The organism is Pseudomonas sp. B21-054 (assembly GCF_026016345.1).
Classification (GTDB): domain Bacteria; phylum Pseudomonadota; class Gammaproteobacteria; order Pseudomonadales; family Pseudomonadaceae; genus Aquipseudomonas.
In genome coordinates this window covers 4,139,875-4,157,747 of the sequence record NZ_CP087204.1, presented here as the reverse complement: position 1 = coordinate 4,157,747, position 17,873 = coordinate 4,139,875, and the positions used below count along the sequence as shown (strand labels likewise).

Here is a 17,873-nt window from a genome sequence, read left to right as displayed (position 1 = left end):
CCATTGATCAAGTCGGAACGATATTTTCAGACAGTGTCGGCGCAAAGCCCTGTGTCGCAGTGTTTATCGGGTAATGGGTGGGCCAAGATCGGTCTCAGCCTTGGCCATGAGCGTTCTCCTGGGTGGCTGCGGGATGATCGAAGATCAGGCAGGTGGTCGTCGCGTGCGCATACAGTTTGCCGTCGGGGCCAATGATCCGGCCCTCGGCCGTAGCCACTGTACGCCCCGCATGGATGACCTTGCCCTCGGCACGCACCAACGGAACCTGGTCGCTCAAGGGGCGCACCATGTTGACCTTCAGCTCCAGCGTGGTGTAGCCCTTGCCTGCGGGCAAGGTCGAGTGCACGGCGCAACCTACCGCCGAGTCGAGCAGCGTAGCGAACCACCCACCGTGGACGGTGCCCAGTGGGTTGTAGTGCCTGCGCTGTGGTCGACCTTGAAAAACCGCGATGCCGGGCGCCATGTGTATCGGCACGAAATCGAGCGTGTCACCGATGGGTGGGGGAGGCAGTTCTCCCGCAAAGATTGCCTCGAACACTTCCATGCCTGTTCGATTGGCGATCTGATCCTGCGGCGCGGTATCGGCGGCCAGCAAGCGCGCACGAACCGATTTTTCCTCCGCGTCCCAGTGAGCAACGACCTGATCGACGTCCATCGGCATTTCCTTCTCTCCAGAGAATTGTATATGCAAATATTGCAGGTACAATATACCGTATGAAAAACGCTATCAAGCCACAGGGCTGCACCAATCTGAAGCTCCGCCAGCTCAATCGCATGGTGACGCGTCACTACGACCGCTATGTCGCCGAGTCCGGCCTGAAGAACACGCAGTACGCGCTGTTGTCCCATGTCGTCAGGCTGGGGCCTATTCGGCCGAGTGACTTGGCCAGGCAAATGCAGATGGATAATTCGACCTTGACTCGAAACATGCAGCCCCTGACCGCTCAGGGGTGGCTGAAGATTGGTGCAGGAGGCGATGCCCGAAGTCGCCTTGTCGAAGCGACCGAGGCTGGACGCGTAAAGCAAGCCGAAGGCCAGCGCGCCTGGAAGGAGGCACAGCGGGCACTCAATGGTCTACTCGGCGTGGAGCGCGTGGCTGCATTGCACGAATTGCTCGACGCGTGCATTGCGAGCCTTAACGACGATCTTGATGAGTCCCCATCAGAATGACTCGTCGGCTTGCTTGAGCGATAAACCCCATCTCGGGTGTGAGGATCCAATCACACCCAGTTCAGACCCTCATGAATTTCTTGATTCTCTCGCCGCACTGATCAGCTCGGATCATCCCAGGCTCCGCATCCAGTTTGACCAAGCCGTCCTCCATGAAAACTACCCGGTCGGAAATAGACATGGCGAAGTCCATTTCATGGGTCACGATCAACATGGTCATGCCTTCTTTTGCCAGGTCGCTGATCACCTTGAGCACATCGCCAACCAGTTCCGGGTCAAGGGCTGACGTAGGCTCATCGAACAGCATGATTTGAGGATCCATCGCCAATGCGCGGGCGATTGCCACGCGTTGTTGCTGACCGCCTGACAACTGATGCGGATACTTCTGCGCATGAGCCAGCAGCCCGACCTTGTCCAGCAGGGCGTAGGCGCGCTGCTCGCTGATGGACTTGTCGCGGCCGTGATAGCGCGGCGCGAGGGTGACGTTGTCGAGAATGGTGCGATGGGGAAACAGGTTGAAGCTCTGAAACACCATGCCGATGCGCTGCACCCCGTGGCGGACTTGTTGCGTGTTGGTGTTGTCACCGGCGTGGATATAGCTTTCGCCGAACAGAATGATCTCGCCCTGGTCGATGCTTTCCAAAGCGTTGACGGTCCGAATCAACGAGGTTTTTCCCGATCCCGACGGACCGATAATGGAAATCACCTGACCCACGTTGACATCAAGGTTGATGCCCTTGAGCACGGCGTGCTGGCCGTAGCGCTTGTGAATGTTGACCAGTTGCAGGGCGGGTGCCGAGCCAGGCCCTGACGCTGTGTGAGCGTCTGCAGAAGAGGGCGTTGCCTGTGACGCGCGTAGACGCCGCAGGCTGATGTCATCCAGCGTTTGTGGTTTGCGGTTGTTGAGCTCCAGGTGTTGCTCCAGCCAATGGAACAGCCAGCCGAGCACGGTCACGATCAGCACGTAATACACCGCCACGGCCGACAGGGTTTCCATGACCAGGAAGTTTTGCGCGTAAAGGCGCTGGCCCACGGTCAACAGTTCGGTCAAGGAAATCACCGAGACCAGCGAGGTCAGTTTCACCACGGTGATGTATTCGTTGATCAGCGTCGGCAGGGAAATGCGGAACGCCTGTGGGATCACGATCAGGCGCTGCAGACCGATCAGGCCGATGCCCAGGGCACGGCCGGCTTCTTTCTGGCCTTTGGCAACGGATATCAAGCCGCCACGGTGAATTTCCGCCATGTACGCCGCCTCGGTCACCACCAGCGCGAACAGGCCGGAATAGAACGGGTTGGACAATACTCCACGGGTGACCGGGAACATCTGCGGCAGGTTATAGACGAACACCACCAGTACCAGCAGCGGCACGCTGCGAAAGAACCAGATATAAATCGACGCCGGCACGCGGACCCAACGCGTGGCCGAAAGCTTGGCCGAAGCCAGCAGGAAGCCCAGCAGCATGCCGATAAACCAGGCCAGCGTGCTGAGTTCCACCACCGTAATGCAGGCTTTCCAGAAGTCCGAGACCGAAAACAGAGAAAAAAAGTAGGGCCATTCAAATTGCATGTGTACCTCCAACTGCTGGCGTCGACGGAGGTTTCACCTATGCCGGGCAGTCAAGCGAACGCCGCCGACTGTGGGAGCGGCCTCGCTCCCACAGGGCTGCACTGAGTCAGTTAGTCGGTTCTTCCAGGTTGTATTTCTTCAACAGGGCGGCGTATTCACCCGACGCTTTCGTCGCATCAAAGGCCTTGAGCAGCGCCTGATAGAGCGCGTCGTTGTCCTTTTTGACGTAGATACCCAGTGTCTGTTGATAGATCGAGTGCTCGGTGCTGATCACAACCCGGCCTTTGGTGCGTTCCGCGATCATGCCGGCGGCGCCGTCGATCTCCACCTGAGCCTGCACGTTGCCGGAGAGCAGCGCTTGGGTCACTTCAGGTGCGGACGGGAATTCGCTGACCATGATCGCACCCTTGTTGTTCGGGACGCAGTAATCGGTCGAGAGTTTGTTGAATTGCGTCACCCAAGTGGTGCCTTTTTCCAGGCCGACTTTCAGGCCGCAGAGGTCTTCCGGTACTTTCGGTTTCAGCGGGCTGTCCTTCAGCACCATGATCGCTGCGCCGGTCTTGGCGTATGGGATGGTTTGCGCCTGAGTCTGCCGTTGGGGCGTGATGTACATGCCCGAGATGATCGCGTCATAGTGACCGGCGTTCAGGCTCAGAAGCAGGTTGGAAAATTTGGTGTCAACGAAGTCAGCCTTGAGGTCCAGATGTTTGGCGAGCAATCGCGTCAGTTCGGGGTCGGAGCCGACGACATTTTTGTGTTCGTCGTAAGATTCGAAGGGCGGGTAGGTGATTTCCATGCCGACCTTGAGGACGCCGGGTGTCACCGTCGTGGCTGCGTGGGCTCCTGTCGCACCGAGGATCGCGAAGGCCAGCAGGGACAAGCGGACAGCAATATTCATTGGATTGCGCATCAAGGGTGACTCCACGTCGGAAAAGTTGGATTGGGCTGGTTTTGAAACAGGGCTGTTTTGGAACGGGTCGAGGGTTGCATCAGGACGCTTCCTGCGTCTGGCGCTTCAAGTGACCGAAGCTCGATGGCTTGCGCGCGCGCTCGTACAGTTTGAGTTCGCCGCGTTCGACCTTGCGGCGCAGGTATTGATAGGTTTGCAACGCTTGGCCAAACATGTGCTCACCGATGGTGATTTCCTCGTAATCCTTACCGCCTTCAAGAAACTGCGGCAGTGGCTTGATCTGCGTATGGAAGTCGCACGCATAAAAGAGTGGGAACGAGTAGCGCTCTTCGCTGACGGTTCGTACTCGGTGAGCCGTAGCGACGAACGTACCCGCGGTCATGACCTCCAGCATGTCGCCGATGTTGACCACAAAAGTACCGTCCATGGGCGGCGCATCAATCCATTGCCCCTGATCGTTCATCACCTCGAGGCCTGGCTTGTCGGCAAGCAAAATGGTGAAGCACTCGTAGTCGGTATGCGCACCAATGCCGGGCGCGTCTTGAGCCGCCAGGTCAAACGGGTAATGAATCAGGCGCAGCTTCGACGGTGGGCGAGTCACCAGTGCTTCGAAATAGTCTTCCTCCAGGCCCAATGCGAGCGCGAACCCCTTGAACAAACGACGACCTAATGCAAACACCGCGGCGTAGTAAGCTTCGACGGCGGGACGGAAACCCGGCAGGTCTGGCCATTCGTTGGCCCCGATCAATGGCGTCCCGGCAATGACCAGCGGATCGTCTTCGCTCACTTCGAAACCGATATCGAAAGCCTCCTTGTGATCCGGTTTGCCTTTGGCATAGACCTCTTCACCTTCAGGCACAAAACCCTTGTGGCTGCGGGAAGTACCGATGTAATGCTGCATTTTGTACTCAAGCGATTGGGCAAACAGGTCCTTCGCCGCTTGACGCAAACCGTCGATCAGTGACGACTCGATGCCGTGGTTCTTGATGTACAGGAAACCGACTGCGCGGGCGGCGTTACCCAGTTCTTCGGCCACTGCCTGGCGCTGGGTGATGTCGTCGCTGTACAGCCCGGCGATGTCCACCACCGGAATGCGATTGAAGTTGGCGGTGGTTGGTGTTTTATCAGGCATGAGGCAGCACTCCTTATCGGGTTGAGGTGCAGGCGAAACGCCGAAAATGCTCGCGCTCGGTGTTGGCCATCCACGCGTTCAGCGACCACAGGTCAGCCACCGGCACGTTGGTGAAGGGCAGGTGATGCAGATAGCCGTCGGCGCCGAACTCCGGTGTCAGCGTGCTGACCTGGTACCCGCGTTTTTCCTGGGATCGCCAGATGGCCTCCCAATGTTGCTGATGGAATGCAAGCGCTTGGCTGTACTCGGGGGCGGCGGGGTGGGGAACTTGCGGTCCCTGGTCATAACCGACTCGGGCTTGAATATGGTGAACGCGTTCGACGAAGGCGCTGAGGTCGTCTTCCGGATCGTTGAGCAGGCGCTCGCAGGTGACGACCCAATGACTGATGTCGCTGGTGAAGCGCAGGTCCGGCAATTGACGAATCAGTTCGAGGGTAACCCAGGGGTTGAATAACGAGCGAGCGCGATGAGTCTCGAAGGCGCACACCTGGCCATGCTTGCGCGCGAGGTCCAGCGCGCGGCCAAAGAAGTCGACTTGCTGTGCCAATGGCCAGCGGTCGTTGCCAGCCAGCAGATTGATGAAGCGCGGCGACAAATCGGCCGCCCAACCGAGTTTCTTATCGAGGTCCAGAAGGTGTTCGTCGACGGTTGCCGACTGTTCCGGCAGAACGTCGTAGGCGCTGAAGACGGTGCTGATATAGCTGACTTTGTTGATGCGTAGAAAGGCTGCGAACTCGGCACGTTCGCTGGCGGTCATGGGCAGGCGGGCTTCCATGCCGTCGAACCCGGCTTCAAGCAACTCATCGAGCGCTTGTGCCTTGCTCGCGGTGTAGCCCCACAACGTTCGGAATATTTCCAACTTCATCGATCTGCTCCAAAGGTTCCTTCGCATGATTGACACGGCGACGTTGCGGCGCTAACCGAAACGCACAACGAACGGCAGTGACAATCAGAAAAGGCAATCTTCGGGCCGCATCTCTATGGAAAGGCTCCTTTGTTGCCGTCAATAGTAGGGAGGGGCGGTTGGCGGAAAGAATAGGGAAGCGCAAAAAGATAGTTCAGAGATTTCTAAACTATTGAGCATGACGCGTGCTGCCTCCTGTCAGAGGCGTGTGCAGGGGATGGCTATGCCGTAGCGCAGAGCCAGCGGGGATGAGTTCACATCCGGTGATGTTCCACCAGAAAATCCACGAACAGCCGCACCCGCGCCGGCATTGCCGAGCCCCCTACGAACACCACATGAATCGGTTCTCGGTCGCCTGGGTTCCAGGCTTCCAGCAGCGGTATCAGGTCACCGCGCTGCAGATCCTCGCTCACGGTGAATTCGCCGATACGGGCAATGCCGGCACCGACTCGCGCGAGTTGCGCCAGCGCCTCTCCACTGCTGCATTCGATGTTGCCGCTGACCTTCAGGGAGAACTCTCGTCCGTCGCGGATGAACGGCCAGTTGGGTTCGGCACGCCGGAAGTTGAAGCGTAGGCAGTTGTGTCGTAGCAGGTCTTCCGGCTCTCGGGGGATGCCGTGGCGCTGCAGATATTCGGGCGATGCCACCACGACCTGGCCGGTGTCGCCGATCCTGCGCGCAGTCAGCGGGCTGTCCGGTAGATGGCCGAAGCGTATCGCCACGTCGGCCTGGCCGCCGAGAATGTCGACGACTTCATCGCCCAAGGTGAGGTCGACGACGATGTTCGGGTAGCGGGCGCTGAAGGCTGCCACCAAGGGAACGATGGTTTGCCGCCCATGGCCAAGGGCGGCGCTGACCCGCAGTCGGCCCCTGGGTACGCCCTGGTCGGCGATGGCTTCTTCGACCTCGTCCATGTCGGCCAGGATACGCCGGGCGCCGCGCAGGAACGCCTCGCCCTCGGCGGTGAAGGTGAGCGTTCGGGTGGTGCGCAACAGCAGGCGGGTACCCAGGCGTTGTTCGGTACGCGCGATGATCCGACTGACCGCCGAGGGTGTCAGCCCCAGTGCACGCGCGGCGGCTGACAGGCTGCCTTCCTGCGCCACGGTGGCGAACACGCTCATTTCACCCGACCTGCCGTTGAAATCCATTTGTGCCTCTTGCGCAAAGGTGATTGCCAAAAATGCTATCTACCGCCTGATTAGGCTGGATCGTAGCATTGGCGGCATAGATAAGGAGCCTACCATGCGTATCAATCCACCACTTGTCGCACTCGCCATCGGTGCCTTTGGCATCGGCGTTACCGAGTTTGCCCCCATGGGCATGCTGCCGGGCATCGCTGCGGATCTCGGCGTTTCCATTCCCGCCGCCGGTCTGTTGGTCAGTGCCTACGCCCTGGGCGTACTGCTCGGCGCGCCGCTGATGACCCTGACCACCGGCAGGATTCCCCGGCGCTATCTGCTGATCGGGCTCATGGCGATTTTTACCCTGGGTAATCTGATGTCAGCCCTGGCGACCGATTACTACAGCCTCATGGTCGCCAGGGTGGTGACCTCACTGAACCACGGTGCGTTCTTTGGCGTTGGCTCCATCGTCGCCGCCAGCGTGGTCGCCCCGGAGAAACGTGCCGGGGCGGTTGCGGCCATGTTCATGGGCCTGACCCTGGCGACCATCGGCGGCGTGCCGCTGGCCACCTGGTTTGGCGAGCTGTTCGGCTGGCGCACGGCATTCTGGGGTATCACTGGCCTCGGCGGGGTGACTATGGCCGCGTTGTGGTTCGCCTTGCCCAACCTGAAAATGCCGCAAGGCGTCGGTGTGCTGGCTGAAATCCGGGTACTGGGCCGTGGCCCGGTGCTGGGTGCGTTGGCCCTGACCGTAGTCGGCTCGGGTGCAATGTTTACCGTCTTCACTTACATCGCGCCGATCCTCAGCAACGAGACCCACGGGTCCACCGCTTACATCACCGCCATGCTGGTGCTGTTCGGTGTGGGGTTGACGCTGGGCAACATGTGGGGTGGCAAGGCCGCCGACCGCTCGATAGACCGAACCCTGATCGTTTCGCTGGGCGTGCTGATTGTTGTCCTGCTGGCGTTTACTGTCCTGATGCGTTGGCCACTGCCGGCCGCCGTGGCCATCCTGATATGGGGTATCGCCAGCTTCGCCCTGGTGCCGCCGCTACAGATGCGCGTCATGGAAGCCGCCAAGGACGCGCCCAACCTGGCCTCGGCAGTGAACATCGGTGCCTTCAACCTCGGCAACGCGATAGGGGCGGCGCTGGGCGGAGCGGTGATCAATGCCGGGCTGGGTTATCCGGCGATTTCCCTGGCCGGAGCGGCAATGGCAGGCCTGGGGTTGCTGATGGTGTTGGCTTTTGCCTGGCGTTCCAGAGCGGCTGCAACGGCGGTTGCGTGACGATGATGTGAGGGGCTGTCAGTCGCCATCGACTCGACATGTCCCCTTGGCGCCCCTGCCCGGAATTAATGATCCGGACTGCCAATAAACGTAAAACTATTCATCGCAATTGACATTAATTATCATTGGCACCTAATATTCATTCCCCTTGTTTCTGGTCGGACCATATAGGGATATAGAAGTGCCGATGAACGACTTTGATGATGCATTGCTTGCGCTCCTCCAGGATGATGAATTACAGCTGCCCGAGAGCCTCCAAAGGCAATCCGGCGCTGGACCGCAAGTCCTTTCCTTCGCCCAGCAGCGTCTTTGGTTCCTGCAACGTCTGGAACCGAATGCCACGGCTTACAACCTGTCCCGCGCTTTTTTGTTTACGGGGACGTTGAACGTTCCAGCGTTGCGTTTGGCATTCGAGGCGCTGATCAAGCGTCATGGCGTATTGCGTACCCGCTTTATCGAAATCGATGGCGAGCCCCGGCAAGAGCTGCTAGACGATGTGGCCTTCGTCATGCAAGAGCATGAGATGCCAGGCGTCGATCGCGCCGCGCGGCATGAACATCTGGCGTCGTTGCTGGCGCTTGAGGATCAGTCGGCATTTGTCCTGTCCCAGGCGCCGTTGCTGGAGGTCAAGCTGATTCGCTACGACGTCTCCAGCCATGCGCTTCTGTTGAAAATGCATCACATCGTGTCCGATGCGTGGTCCAATCCGATTCTCGTGGGTGATCTGGCCTCGGCTTACACCCAGGCTGTCCGAGGTGAAACCCCGACGTTGCCCCCGTTGCCCGTGCAATACGTGGACTATGCGATCTGGCAGCGACAACGCCTCGACACTGACGCCGTGCAGGCTGATCTCGGGTACTGGAAAAACTACCTGGGTGCGTCGGTACCGGTGCTGGAGTTGCCCACTGATTTTCCGCGTCCGGCCCAACAAAGCCAGCGTGGCCAGCGGCTGCGGTTCACCCTGGATCCCGTCCAGTCCGCGCGGATCCAGGCGTTCTGTCGCGACAGTGCGTCGACTCCTTTTGTCATCCTCCTGGCGGCCTGGCAATTGCTGTTGGCGCGCTTTAGCGGCCAACAGACTTTTGCCGTGGGCGTCCCCCACGGCGGGCGCAGCCGGGAAGAGCTGGAGCAACTGCTGGGCTTCTTCGTGAACACCCTGGTTTATCGTGTTCAGTTGGATCCGCAACTGACGGGCCGTGCACTTTGCCAGCGTTTGCGCAGCGAGTCGCTGTCTGCCTTGCAGCACGCCGAACTGCCATTCGAGTTGCTGCTCGATCACCTCGAAATCGAGCGTGACGTCAGTCGCACACCGGTGTTCCAGGCGATGTTCAACTTGAGCACGGGGGCGGCAGTCAACCTGGCCTTGCCCGGGCTTGAGGTCGAGCGTGTATTGCCGACGCAAGACAGCGCCAAATTCGATCTCACCCTGGACGTAGCGGCTCGACCCGACGGTGTGCACTGCGAACTGGAATACAACCTGGACCTGTTCTCGCCGGTCACCGCCGAGCGTCTCGCCGGATGTTATCGCCAATTGCTGGATGGGCTCTTGACTCGACCGGACGTGCCGGTCTGGCAATTGCCGATGCTTGATGACGCCCAGCGCTTGCAACATTTGGAAGCCTGGAACCGGACCGAGCGAACACTGCTACCGAATCAAGGCGTGCCGGACTTGTTCGAGCGTCAGGTCGATGCCGGTCCTGATCGCTGCGCCTTGATCAGCGGGGAGCAACCGTTGAGCTACGCAGCGCTCAACGCTCGCGCCAATCGACTGGCCCATTGGTTGAGAGCGGCCGGTGTGGTGGCGGATCAACGGGTAGGCGTTTGCCTTGACCGTGACGCTGATTTGCTCGTGACCCTGCTTGCCATTCAGAAAAGCGGCGGTGCCTACCTGCCAATCGACCCCGGGCAACCGGCGGCACGCAATGCCGATATTGTCGAACAGGCCCGACCGGGCCTGGTGCTGACGCGCGAGGCCTTGCGGGACGTTGTCGGTTCCGCCGCTCGCGTGGTCACCCTGGAAACGCTGGACGATGCATTGCCAGCACTGCCCGATACCAACCTGGAACGGGTCACTCATCCGCGTCAGTTGGCGTACACCCTCTATACCTCCGGCTCCACAGGACGCCCCAAAGGCGTCGACATTGAATGCCAGGCCTTTGTCAATTTCCTGCTGGGCATCCAGGAACATGTGCAACTGAGCAGCACCGATCGGCTCCTGGCGGTGACCACCCTGGGCTTCGATATCGCCGGGCTGGAACTGTTCCTGCCGTTGATCCAGGGCGCGACGGTGGTCCTGGCCAGCCGTGAGGCCGCCCTGGACCCACCGGCATTGATCGACTTGCTCGAGCGCCACGCCATCACTGTGATGCAGGCGACACCTGCCACGTGGCAAATGCTGGTCGATCACCCTTCAGCCGCCTGGAAAGGCCTGCGGGTGCTCTGCGGTGGCGAAGCCCTGGGGGCGGAACTGGCTGAACGCCTGTTGGCACGTCAGGTCAAGTTGTTGAACGTCTATGGCCCCACGGAAACCACGGTGTGGTCGGCGGTGCAGGAGGTGGAGCGGGTCGACAGTGCCGTTATCCCCATCGGCCAGCCCTTGGCCAACAATCGCCTGTATGTCCTGGATGAGTTTCTTGAACCCCAGCCGGTCGGCGTTGCCGGTGATCTGTACATCGGTGGCAGCGGTGTCGCCCGAGGTTATGCCGATCGGCCTGAGTTGACCGCCGCGTCATTCGTTCCCAACCCATTCGTACAGCCTCATGCACCGGGCGTCCAGGCGGGCAGTCGCTTGTACAGGACGGGCGATCGTGCGCGTTATCGCACCGACGGTGGGCTGGAGTTCCTGGGGCGCAGCGATTTCCAGATCAAGCTGCGCGGCTTTCGCATCGAACCAGGCGAGATCGAGGCAGCGTTGGCCGCGTTGCCGGGCGTGGCCCAGGCGGTCGTGGTCATGCGACGCGGCCCGGGTAATCAGGACGTCCTGGTGGCGTATCTGTGCGGTGAAATCATCGAGGTGGACAGCGCTGCCGTGACCCAGCGACTGCGTGAACGGCTGCCGGCCTACATGATCCCCGGGGCTTTTGTCGTGTTGACGAAACTGCCACTCAATGCCAACGGCAAGATCGATCGCAAGGCGCTGCCGGAGCCGCTGTGGAATGTCGGGGCGGTGGGCGAGGAGCCTATAGGAGAGTGGCAGACAAGCCTCGCCGAGATCTGGAAAGAAGTGCTCGGCGTCTGGCCCATCACAGCCGATGCCGATCTGTTCCGGTTGGGCGCGCAATCGCTGCAACTGGTCAGGATCCAGGCACGGATCAGGCACCAGTTTGGTTGTGAGGTTGCATTGGCTCAGTTGTTCGCTCACCCGGTGCTCAGTGACATGGCCGCGTTGATCGAACAAGCCTGCGCTACCCCCGAGGTTGATGAACTGACCGCTATCGAAAACCTGTTGCTGGCCTTCGAATAACCAGTCGATCCGCCGCACGCGTGTGCAGCCTCCGAGGAATTTGCATGACCCTTTTTTTATCTCTTCTCAAGCGTCACCGTGGATTGCTGAGCCTGGGCCTGTTGGCCAGCCTGGTCAGCGCCGCTGCCGGCATTGGATTGCTCAATGAGATCAATCGCCTGATCGCCGGCGCCGTCACCATGAACACGCTGCTGGCGGCGAAGTTCGTGGGCTTGCTGGTGCTGCTGTTTGCCTGTGGTTTCGGTTCCCAGGCCTTGTTGACCGCGCTGGGCCACCGCGTGGTGTATGAACTGCGCCTGCAGATGGTCAAGCGCTTGCTGGACACCTCCATCGAGCAACTGGAAAAAATCGGCGAAGCCAGCCTGTATGCGACCTTGAGCAAGGACATCGTCAGCATCGGCCAGGCCTTCAACCGCTTGCCGTTCGTGTTTTACAACACCGTGTTGATGCTGGGTGGCTGCCTGTACATGGCTTGGTTGTCCTGGCAACTGCTGCTGATATGTGTCGTCGGCTTGGGCTTGGGAACCTGGCTGGCCCACGGCTGGTTCAACAAGATGCGCCAGCTGATGAAGCACGTACGGGAAACTGACGACCGCTTGTACGCTGCCTATCAAGGCGCGATCGAGGGACGCTTCGAACTGGCGCTCAATGCCCGGCGCAAGGAGCGTTTCTATTCCCTGGATCTGCAGCCAGCCGCGGAGTATGCGCGGCGCAACGAAGTGCACGCCGATCGTTACTGGACCTTGAGCCTGAACTGGACGGTGGCCCTGATCCTTGCACTGGCGGGCGGCTTGTTCGCTGCCGGTGCCTGGTTGGGCCTGGGCAATGGCGTTATCGCCGCGTTCGTCCTGGTGTTGATGTTCTTGCGCATGCCGCTGAATGACTTGATCGGCAGCCTGCCGACCCTGGTGGCGGGCAACGTCTCGCTGGCCAAGATCGAGACCCTGGCCTTTGCCGATTACCGTACTGAGTTCACGGCGCAGACCGGTCAGGCGGATGTCCGCCAGCCCATGCTCGAATTGCAGGGGCTGGGCTACGACTATCCCCATGCCGCCGACGACTATGGTTTCCGCCTGGGGCCCGTGGACCTGAGTGTGGCGAAGGGTGAGATCCTGTTCATCGTCGGTGGCAACGGCAGTGGCAAGTCGACCCTGGCGAAGTTGCTGACCGGGCTGTATGAGCCCAGCGCCGGGACCTTGCACCTCCAGGGCGTGGAAATCACCCCGCAGTTGCGGGACTGGTACCGCGCGCATTTCTCCACGGTGTTTTCCAGCTTCTATCTGTTCGAGCGTCTGGTCGGTCCGAACGGTGATTTCGACATGGACCTGGCCCAGGCTTGGCTTGAGCGCCTGCGCATGGAGCGCAAGGTTACGATCGATAAGCAAGGTGGCCTCTCCACCACTCGCCTGTCCCAAGGACAGCGCAAGCGGCTGGCGCTGCTGGTGGCGTTGGTGGAGGAGCGGCCGATCCTGTTGCTCGATGAGTGGGCCGCTGACCAGGACCCCGGTTTCCGTGGTTTTTTCTATCAGGAGCTGCTGCCTGAACTGAAGGCCCAGGGGAAAACCATCATCGCGATCAGTCATGACGATCGTTATTTTTCCATCGCTGATCGAGTCCTCAAATGCGACGGCGGCCAGCTGTATCCGTTCGATCATTCAGGGGCGGATGTCGAACAGCATTCAGCACAGGGGCATTGCGTTCCTGTCTGAAACGGTTTTCTGCAGTGTTTCTTGGCGAACAGTGGTTCTGCACTACAACAATCAAAAAAAAACGATGGCCCTGCTGGGTCACACATAGGAGCGAGCGGCATGCAACAACGGGCTAAAGGCCGGCCAACGGCCAAGATGGGGAATCTGCTGTTGGTGCCGATGGTGAGCGGGGGGATGTTGCTCACTGCATCGGCATGGGCGCAAGAAAACGAAGTCAGTCAATCGCCGCCCGAGACAACGAGCACCATGACGCTGCCGGCGCAGTCGATCGTGGGTATGCAGACCGAAGCGCCGACCGTATCGGTGGGGACCAAGGTGCCGTTGCGTCTTCGCGAAGTGCCGCAGACCATCAACGTGATCGGCCAGGAGCGTATCCAGAAGCAGAACCTGTATACCCTGGAAGATGCCTTGGGCAAGGTCGGCGGTGTCACTGTCCAGCGTATCGACGCCAGCCGCTTGAGTTTCTTTTCCCGTGGTTTCGAGATCACCTCGTTGCAGTTGGACGGCACGCCGACCACCATGGATAACCGGATCTTCCTGTCTCCGGACTTGACGATGTATGACCGCGTCGAAGTCCTCAAGGGACCGTCCGGCAGCCTGACGGGCGCCGGTGGCCCTGGCGGCAGTATCAACCTGGTTCGCAAACGCCCATTGAGCGAGGCGGCGGTGTCGGCCGAAATCAGTGCCGGCTCCTGGGACAACTATCGGGGCATGATCGATGTCACCGGTCCGTTGACCGACAGCGGCAACGTGCGTGGACGCCTGGTGCTCAGCGAGCACGATCAAGGTTTCTACTACGACGGTGGCGGTAAGCGCGAATCGAACCAGATCTATGGCGTCGTCGACATTGACCTTACGCCCGATACCGTCTGGACCATCGGTGCCAGCAACCAGAATACCGACATCCGAGGCGCCCAGCGCTCGCTGCCAGCTTATCGCTACACCAATGCGGCAGGCCAGGCAGCCATGTCGCTGCCGGACGTCTCGCGCAAGAATTTCTTCGGCGCCGACTGGAACCGCGACTACTTCTGGAGCACTGCGGTCTTCACTGAAGTCGAGCACGATTTGGGTGACGGCTGGACCACCAAGCTGGCCTTGCGTCACGCCGACAACAACTACGACCTGACCCAGGCCTATGCCCGCAATGGCGGCGGGATCGATCCGGCGGACGACCTGGTGTCGATGAACTCGATCATGTTCGATTATCGGGAGAAGCAGGACGAGGCGGACGTCTACGTCGACGGGCCCTTCAACTTCCTTGGCCGTGAGCACAAAGTGCTGGTGGGCGCCAACTATTCGCGCTCGGAGTTTGCCTCGAACGGCGGCTATTTCTCTGATTTCATTGGCGACGTCGACCTCGACGATCCACAAACGGACTTCCCTTATCCGGCTTTCCCAGACTCGGACAAACTGCCGACCAGCGTGGCCAACACCCGCTCCAAAGCGGTCTATGGCAACGTGCGCCTGAGTCTCTCGGACCCTTTGACGCTGGTACTCGGCGGACGGGTGACCTGGCTTGATATGCATCGCAGCCAGCATCAACCCACGGCAGGTTCACCTTCGGAAAAAGTCAGTGATGGTGTTTCGCAGAAATTCACGCCGTTCTATGGCCTGATCTACCAGCTCAACGACACCTACTCCTTGTACGGCAACTACGCCGGGGTGTTCCAGCCGCAGCCTGTCAGCAACCTGGATATCAACAACGGCATCATCAAGCCCCTTGAAGGTAAGCAGTACGAAGTGGGCATCAAGGGCGAATACCTCGACGGCGCCTTGAACGCGTCGCTGGCGGCGTTCCAGATCGAAGAAGAGAACCGCGCGGTTCCGGATATGAACGACCCGAACTCCCGGGCATCGGTCGCCAGCGGCAAGGCCCGGACACGGGGTTTCGAAGCTGAATTGAGTGGGCAGGTGACTCCGGACTGGTTCCTGAGCGCCAACTTCACCCACACCTACAAGCGCTATGACAGCCCTAACGAGCAGTTGCAGACTTACCTGCCGAAAAACATGTTGCGCGTCTGGACGCTCTACAAGTTGCCTGGCGAGCTGGAAAAATGGAGTCTGCAGGGCGGCGTCAGTGTCGTCAGCGAAACGTTCAACAAGCTGGACGTGCCTTCGATCGGCATGGATGGCACCAAGCTGCGCCAGGGCGGGTACGCCTTGTACGATGCCGGTATCGGTTACCAGATCACACCGAATCTGTCGGCCGACCTGCTCGGTACCAACCTGACCGACAAGAAGTATTTCCAGCGCATCAACACCTTCCAGGACGGGAACATCTTTGGTGATCCTCGTGCTGTGTCCATGACCTTGCGCGCCAAGTTCTGATCGGGACAGTCACGAACGAGCCCGGCATACTTCGGTATGGCGGGCTTTTGTCGTTATCGGGGCAGCTGCGGCGATGTGCAGGGAGGGTAGGGTGACGCGTCGAACGGTAAAACGGGATAAAGAGTCGCTGGATCGACAGCGAACGGTGTGGTTGGTGCTGGCGTTGTTGATTGGCTATCTGCTTGTCTGGGTACTGACGACCCTGGCGGGACTGGGCCTGGTGCAACTGGGCGTGCAGCGAAGTGAAGCGGTGCTTGCCAGCACGATCGCAGGGTTTGTGATCTACCCGTTGTTGGTGCTCTGGTTGTTCTGCGCCCGGCGCGCAAGGCGCCTTGGCGTGCTGCTGGCTGGCGTGTCGATACTGGTGCTGGGGATGGTTCACTCTCTGGCGGGAGGCACCTGATGTTCGACAGTGTTCGTCAGTCCATGCTGTGGTTGCACCGGTTCGTCGGCGTCGGGTTTTCCGGACTGCTGCTGATCGCTTTTTTCATGGGCAGCCTGGCGGTGTACGACCGTGAACTGGACAGCTGGATGTTGCCGCAAACCCGTCTGGCGCCTGTCGATGAGCCGATATCCCTGGACCGGCGCGTGGTGCCACACGTCGCCAGCCTGAGCGAAGGCAAACCGCTGATGCAGTGGTACGTCGAAATGCCCGACGCCCGGCGACCCTTGTTGCGTTTTCAAGCCTGGACCCTCGAGGGAAATGGCTACAGTCGATTTCTTGCACCGACGGGGGATCAGGTCTTGCCCGAAGCCGGCAGTCGCGGCGGCGATTTTTTCTATCGACTGCATTACACCTTGAATATCACCACCTGGAGCGCCGGGGCCCGCTTGCTCGGCCTGGCGGCCATGTTGGGTTTGATCGCGTTGATCGTCGGGGTTTGCATCCACGCCCGGCTGTTCCAGGATCTGTTTGTTTTTCGCGTCGACAAGTCGCCCAGGCGCCTGCTGGATTTGCATAACCTCACGGGGGTTTTCGCCCTGCCGTTTCATTTCGTCATCATGCTGACCGGCTTGCTGATCCTGTTCCCGCTGTACTTGCCCGCCAGCGTGCTGGCGGTCTATCAAGAGCAGGCCGACCAGTTCGGTGCCGAAGCCAACGCGGCGTATCGTCGGGAAGCCTCAGGCAAACCGGGGGTTCTGGCATCGCTCGACCAGATGATGGCGCAAGCCCGGTTGCGCTGGGGTAACGGCGAGCCAACGTTCGTCAGGGTTTGGCATCCGGGGGATGCCAATGCTTACGTTGAGATCAGTCGCTCCGCCGGTGACCGTCTGAGCGAGGATGAGCAGACGCTGTATTTCGACGGTGCCAACGCCAGCCTGCTGTACGAATCCAAGTTGCCTGTCGCCGCCGGGACGTTCAAGTTCCTGGCGGGTCTGCACGTCACGCACTTCCAACAGGCGTGGTTGCGCGCCTTGTATTTTCTTGCCGGTTTGAGTGGTTGCGTGATGCTGGGCAGCGGTCTGTTGTATTGGCTGGAGAAGCGCCGCCTGCAAAACGCGAATGGGCCGTTGAGCGTTGCCCCGATGACGCTGTTTACCAGCGCATTGATCACGGGTATGCCACTGGCCACCTTGGCCATGCTCGTCGCCAATCGCTGGCTGCCGGTCGAGTTGGACGGTAGGGCCGATTGGGAAATCCGGGTGTTTTACGCGGCCTGGCTGCTGGCGACCGCCCATGCCGCGCAGGTTATCTGGCGCTCACCGCAACGGCGCGCGCCATGGGCGACGCAATGTCTGGCGATCAGCGCGTTGGCCGTGCTGGCGGTGATCTCGAATGCCTGGAGCACCGGCGATCATCCCTGGCACGCCATCAGGCAAGGCTTCACGGCAGTCGCCGGGGTGGACCTGGCGCTGCTGGCCGTTGCGCTGCTGGCAGCCAGTGTCGGCTGGCGTTTGCGCAATCGCGCTGGCGCAGTGGTCGCGCTCGGTGAGGTGAAGAATGGCTGATGGGATGTCGAGCCTGTTGGTGCTGATGCTTCAGGGGGTAGGGCTCAGCACGCTGGCGCTGAGTCAGATCGTCCATTGGCGCAAGGTCATGGCGGGCGAACCGTTTCCCGGACCCCGAGCGTTGCGCTGGACCGGGCTACTGGCGTTGACCTTGGGGTTGGTGTTGAGCCAGGCCGCCCTGGGTGTCGCCATGGGCATGGTCTTCTGGTTGCTGGCGCTGGTGCCCTGCGGCATGGTCGTGACGCTGCTATTGTGCTGGCGAGGGTCATGGCTACGCGGGTTGGGGCGCTTGTTCAAGGCTTGAGCCCCTCGCCACGCTGACAGGCCC

14 protein-coding genes are annotated in these 17,873 nt (G+C 60.3%); 8 read left to right on the top strand and 6 right to left on the bottom strand.

Annotated elements, in window-relative coordinates:
- Positions 1-94: 94 nt before the first annotated feature.
- A complete protein-coding gene (locus LOY70_RS18030) occupies positions 95-655 on the bottom strand; it encodes a PaaI family thioesterase (protein WP_320110187.1) in 561 nt (186 codons plus the stop codon).
- A 59-nt stretch (positions 656-714) separates the two neighbouring features.
- Between LOY70_RS18030 and LOY70_RS18025 the strand changes: the two genes are divergently transcribed.
- Positions 715-1,170 (top strand): MarR family winged helix-turn-helix transcriptional regulator, encoded by a 456-nt coding sequence (locus LOY70_RS18025; protein WP_265028738.1) that lies wholly within the window; start codon positions 715-717, stop codon positions 1,168-1,170.
- 61 nt (positions 1,171-1,231) lie between these two features.
- Here the strand turns inward: LOY70_RS18025 and LOY70_RS18020 are convergent, their stop codons facing one another.
- The 5 genes from LOY70_RS18020 to LOY70_RS18000 form a co-directional block, all read right to left on the bottom strand.
- Entirely contained in the window at positions 1,232-2,740 is a 1,509-nt protein-coding gene (locus LOY70_RS18020; protein ID WP_265028737.1) for an amino acid ABC transporter permease/ATP-binding protein, read from the bottom strand.
- 106 nt (positions 2,741-2,846) lie between these two features.
- On the bottom strand, positions 2,847-3,650 hold the full coding sequence (locus LOY70_RS18015; protein WP_265028736.1) for an ABC transporter substrate-binding protein: 804 nt from the start codon (positions 3,648-3,650) through the stop codon (positions 2,847-2,849).
- A gap of 79 nt (positions 3,651-3,729) precedes the next feature.
- On the bottom strand, positions 3,730-4,782 hold the full coding sequence (locus LOY70_RS18010; protein ID WP_265028735.1) for an isopenicillin N synthase family dioxygenase: 1,053 nt from the start codon (positions 4,780-4,782) through the stop codon (positions 3,730-3,732).
- A gap of 13 nt (positions 4,783-4,795) precedes the next feature.
- Positions 4,796-5,647 carry a sugar phosphate isomerase/epimerase family protein gene (locus LOY70_RS18005; protein ID WP_265028734.1) on the bottom strand — a complete coding sequence of 284 codons (852 nt, stop codon included), beginning with the start codon at positions 5,645-5,647 and terminating at the stop codon, positions 4,796-4,798.
- 293 nt (positions 5,648-5,940) lie between these two features.
- Complete coding sequence (locus LOY70_RS18000; RefSeq protein ID WP_265028733.1) at positions 5,941-6,834, bottom strand: LysR substrate-binding domain-containing protein; 894 nt, start codon at positions 6,832-6,834, stop codon at positions 5,941-5,943.
- A gap of 94 nt (positions 6,835-6,928) precedes the next feature.
- On the opposite strand from LOY70_RS18000, the gene LOY70_RS17995 reads away from it, so the two are divergent.
- From LOY70_RS17995 to LOY70_RS17965, 7 genes are all read left to right on the top strand, one after another.
- Positions 6,929-8,095: an MFS transporter gene (locus LOY70_RS17995; protein ID WP_265028732.1), complete on the top strand. Its 1,167-nt coding sequence runs from the start codon at positions 6,929-6,931 to the stop codon at positions 8,093-8,095.
- Positions 8,096-8,282: 187 nt separating this feature from the next.
- The gene (locus LOY70_RS17990) at positions 8,283-11,558 is read left to right on the top strand and encodes an amino acid adenylation domain-containing protein (RefSeq protein ID WP_265028731.1); all 3,276 of its coding nucleotides are present in this window, start codon (positions 8,283-8,285) and stop codon (positions 11,556-11,558) included.
- Positions 11,559-11,602: 44 nt separating this feature from the next.
- Complete coding sequence (locus tag LOY70_RS17985) at positions 11,603-13,267, top strand: cyclic peptide export ABC transporter (protein WP_265028730.1); 1,665 nt, start codon at positions 11,603-11,605, stop codon at positions 13,265-13,267.
- 99 nt (positions 13,268-13,366) lie between these two features.
- Complete coding sequence (locus LOY70_RS17980) at positions 13,367-15,595, top strand: TonB-dependent siderophore receptor (protein WP_265028729.1); 2,229 nt, start codon at positions 13,367-13,369, stop codon at positions 15,593-15,595.
- A 91-nt stretch (positions 15,596-15,686) separates the two neighbouring features.
- Positions 15,687-15,998 carry a hypothetical protein gene (locus tag LOY70_RS17975; protein WP_265028728.1) on the top strand — a complete coding sequence of 104 codons (312 nt, stop codon included), beginning with the start codon at positions 15,687-15,689 and terminating at the stop codon, positions 15,996-15,998.
- Complete coding sequence (locus LOY70_RS17970) at positions 15,998-17,545, top strand: PepSY-associated TM helix domain-containing protein (RefSeq protein ID WP_265028727.1); 1,548 nt, start codon at positions 15,998-16,000, stop codon at positions 17,543-17,545. Before LOY70_RS17975 ends, LOY70_RS17970 begins: the two co-directional genes overlap by 1 nt.
- Entirely contained in the window at positions 17,538-17,849 is a 312-nt protein-coding gene (locus LOY70_RS17965; RefSeq protein ID WP_265028726.1) for a DUF3325 domain-containing protein, read from the top strand. Before LOY70_RS17970 ends, LOY70_RS17965 begins: the two co-directional genes overlap by 8 nt.
- Positions 17,850-17,873: the final 24 nt, after the last annotated feature.

Bases quoted from the DNA above. Each gene is read 5' to 3' on its own strand.
- LOY70_RS18030 (WP_320110187.1), bottom strand. From the start codon at position 655: ATGGACGTCGATCAGGTCGTTGCTCACTGGGACGCGGAGGAAAAATCG.
- LOY70_RS18025 (WP_265028738.1), top strand. From the start codon at position 715: ATGAAAAACGCTATCAAGCCACAGGGCTGCACCAATCTGAAGCTCCGC.
- LOY70_RS18020 (WP_265028737.1), bottom strand. From the start codon at position 2,740: ATGCAATTTGAATGGCCCTACTTTTTTTCTCTGTTTTCGGTCTCGGAC.
- LOY70_RS18015 (WP_265028736.1), bottom strand. From the start codon at position 3,650: ATGCGCAATCCAATGAATATTGCTGTCCGCTTGTCCCTGCTGGCCTTC.
- LOY70_RS18010 (WP_265028735.1), bottom strand. From the start codon at position 4,782: ATGCCTGATAAAACACCAACCACCGCCAACTTCAATCGCATTCCGGTG.
- LOY70_RS18005 (WP_265028734.1), bottom strand. From the start codon at position 5,647: ATGAAGTTGGAAATATTCCGAACGTTGTGGGGCTACACCGCGAGCAAG.
- LOY70_RS18000 (WP_265028733.1), bottom strand. From the start codon at position 6,834: ATGGATTTCAACGGCAGGTCGGGTGAAATGAGCGTGTTCGCCACCGTG.
- LOY70_RS17995 (WP_265028732.1), top strand. From the start codon at position 6,929: ATGCGTATCAATCCACCACTTGTCGCACTCGCCATCGGTGCCTTTGGC.
- LOY70_RS17990 (WP_265028731.1), top strand. From the start codon at position 8,283: ATGAACGACTTTGATGATGCATTGCTTGCGCTCCTCCAGGATGATGAA.
- LOY70_RS17985 (WP_265028730.1), top strand. From the start codon at position 11,603: ATGACCCTTTTTTTATCTCTTCTCAAGCGTCACCGTGGATTGCTGAGC.
- LOY70_RS17980 (WP_265028729.1), top strand. From the start codon at position 13,367: ATGCAACAACGGGCTAAAGGCCGGCCAACGGCCAAGATGGGGAATCTG.
- LOY70_RS17970 (WP_265028727.1), top strand. From the start codon at position 15,998: ATGTTCGACAGTGTTCGTCAGTCCATGCTGTGGTTGCACCGGTTCGTC.
- LOY70_RS17965 (WP_265028726.1), top strand. From the start codon at position 17,538: ATGGCTGATGGGATGTCGAGCCTGTTGGTGCTGATGCTTCAGGGGGTA.